General features: G+C 43.1%; 3 protein-coding genes. All 3 read right to left on the reverse strand.

The features are described from left to right. Positions 1 to 692: NADH-quinone oxidoreductase subunit H (locus ACIQ32_RS11810; RefSeq protein WP_396195880.1), on the reverse strand; the 692-nt coding region annotated here is incomplete at its 3' end. Next, the gene (locus ACIQ32_RS11815) at positions 692 to 1,741 is read right to left on the reverse strand and encodes a 2Fe-2S iron-sulfur cluster-binding protein (RefSeq protein ID WP_396195881.1); all 1,050 of its coding nucleotides are present in this window, start codon (positions 1,739 to 1,741) and stop codon (positions 692 to 694) included. The genes ACIQ32_RS11810 and ACIQ32_RS11815, both read right to left, overlap by 1 nt. An 18-nt stretch (positions 1,742 to 1,759) precedes the next feature. Continuing rightward, a partial coding sequence (locus ACIQ32_RS11820; RefSeq protein ID WP_396195882.1) for an NADH-ubiquinone oxidoreductase-F iron-sulfur binding region domain-containing protein occupies positions 1,760 to 2,635 on the reverse strand: 876 nt, incomplete at its 5' end.

A 2,635-nucleotide genomic window follows, 5' to 3' on the forward strand; every position in this document is an offset into this window, starting at 1 on the left:
TGGTAACCACCAATCAACTCCGATTCACATTCCGCTAAGTCGAAAGGCGTACGGTTGGTTTCCGCAAAAGCACAGATTAAGAAGATTAAGAATCCTACCGGTTGGTAGAATACATTCCAGTTCATGCCGGCTTGTTGTTCGGAGATTTCTTTTAAGCTCAAGGTTCCGGTCATCATTAATAAAGCAATCATGGATAATCCCATGGCTACTTCATAAGAAACCATTTGCGAAGCCGCACGAACCGCTCCCATTAAAGAGAACTTGTTGTTAGAAGCCCAACCACCAATCATAATGCCGTAAACGCCAACAGAAACAACGCCGAAGATGTACAATAAAGCCACATCCACATCGGTTGCTTGTAATTGAACTGTTCTGCCGAAGATTTCCAATTGGTCACCCCACGGAATGACAGCACTGGTCATTAAGGCCGTACTCATCGCAATGGCGGGTCCAACAAAGAATAAAAATTTGTTAGGTGTATTCGGTTCGAATTCTTCTTTAGCAAATAATTTCATACCGTCGGCCAAAGGCTGTAATAAACCACCCCAACCCGCGCGGTTTGGTCCTACACGGTCTTGCAAAAAGGCGGCTACTTTACGTTCTGCCCAAGTAGAATACATCGCCATAATCATGGTAATGGCGAATACGGTTACGATAACCACACTTTTTTCTATGATGAAAGCACTATCCATTATTTCTTAGTGTTTATTGGGTTACCATCTATTTTTTCGTTGTAATCGATTTCGGCCATACTGATTTTTTTACGGTCTTCTTCGCGACCCATCAAGATGCCTTTTTCGGTTTCAATCACCACTTTATCGTTAGTGTTGTATTTTTTGTTTTGGTTGATAACCGAATCTTTCTCAAATTGACGTGGTCCTTCAATTACCCAATCAGAAACCTCTTTTTTGTCGAAACGACAAGTATTACAGATGAAATCTTCCACTTCGTGGTATTCGTCTTTACGAGCGGTTACTCTTTGAATTTCGTTACCGAACATCCATAAAGTGGTTTTTCCGCAGCAACCCGGAGTAGTACATTCTCTGTGCGCATTGAACGGTTTGTTGAACCAAACTCTTGATTTGAATCGGAACGTTTTATCGGTTAAAGCACCAACCGGACATACATCAATCATGTTTCCGGAGAATTCATTGTCGATGGCTGCGGATACACAAGTCGAAATTTGAGAGTGATCACCACGATTCAATACACCGTGAACACGTTTGTCAGTCAATTGATCCGCCACTTCCACGCATCGTTGACATACGATACAACGGTTCATGTGCAACTGAATTTTGTCTCCAATATCTTCCGGTTCGAAAGTTCTTTTTTCTTCCACAAAACGTTGTTGCAGTTTGCCGTGCTCGAAACTTAGGTTTTGCAAATCACATTCGCCTGCCTGGTCACAAACCGGACAATCGAGTGGGTGATTGATCAAAAGGAATTCGGTTACGGCTTTGCGCGCTTCTTTTACGCGGTCAGACGATTTGCTGGCTACTTCCATGCCATCTTGACAACCCGTTACACATGAGGCAACAAGTTTCGGCATCGGACGCGGATCGGCTTCGCTACCTTTAGTAACGTCAACCAAGCAACAACGACATTTTCCGCCGGTTCCTTTTAATTTAGAATAATAGCACATGGCCGGCGGAACAGATTCTCCACCAATCATACGAGCAGCTTGTAGGATGGTTGTTCCCGGTGCTACTTCAATTTCTTGACCGTCTATGGTTACTTTCATTGTATGAAATTCTAGTCTTTATATTTCTTGTTTTGCTACTAAATGCTTTACTTTTTCAAAAGGTTCAGCAACAAAGTGATCTCTATTTTTAATTTTTTCAGGGAAACGAATATGGTATTCAAACTCGTCTCTGAAGTGACGAATGGCTGCTGCCACCGGCCATGAAGCCGCATCACCTAAAGGACAAATGGTATTGCCTTCTATTTTAGATTGGATGCTCCACAACAATTCGATGTCTTCTTCGCGCCCTTGACCGTTTTCGATACGCCACAATACTTTCTCCAACCAACCGGTTCCTTCTCTACATGGCGTACATTGTCCACAACTTTCATGGTGATAGAATCTGGAAAAATTCCATGTGTTGCGAACGATACAAGCGCGGTCATCATAAACGATAAATCCGCCTGAACCTAACATTGAACCGGTGGCAAAACCACCATCGGATAAACTTTCGTAAGTCATCAAACGGTCTTCACCTGCAGCAGTTTTGTAAATTAAATTCGCAGGTAAAATGGGCACCGATGAACCTCCCGGCACTAAAGCTTTCAAAGGTCGGTCAGTTTGCATTCCGCCACAATATTCGTCGGAATTCATGAATTCGTATACGGATAACCCTAACTCGATTTCGTAAACGCCTTGGTTTTTGATGTTTCCGGAAGCTGAAATCAATTTAGTTCCGGTAGAACGTCCGATTCCAATTCCTGCATAATCAGCCCCTGAATTGTTTACAATCCATGGCACAGCCGAAATGGTTTCAACGTTATTCACTACGGTTGGATTTTGCCACAAACCTTGTACAGCAGGGAATGGTGGTTTCAAACGAGGATTACCTCGGTTACCTTCCAAACTTTCAATCAAAGCCGTTTCTTCACCACAGATGTAAGCACCGCCTCC

Origin of the sequence: Flavobacterium sp., assembly GCF_044373165.1 — a bacterium.
GTDB lineage: Bacteria > Bacteroidota > Bacteroidia > Flavobacteriales > Flavobacteriaceae > Flavobacterium.

Bases quoted from the DNA above. Each gene is read 5' to 3' on its own strand.
- ACIQ32_RS11815 (WP_396195881.1), bottom strand. From the start codon at position 1,741: ATGAAAGTAACCATAGACGGTCAAGAAATTGAAGTAGCACCGGGAACA.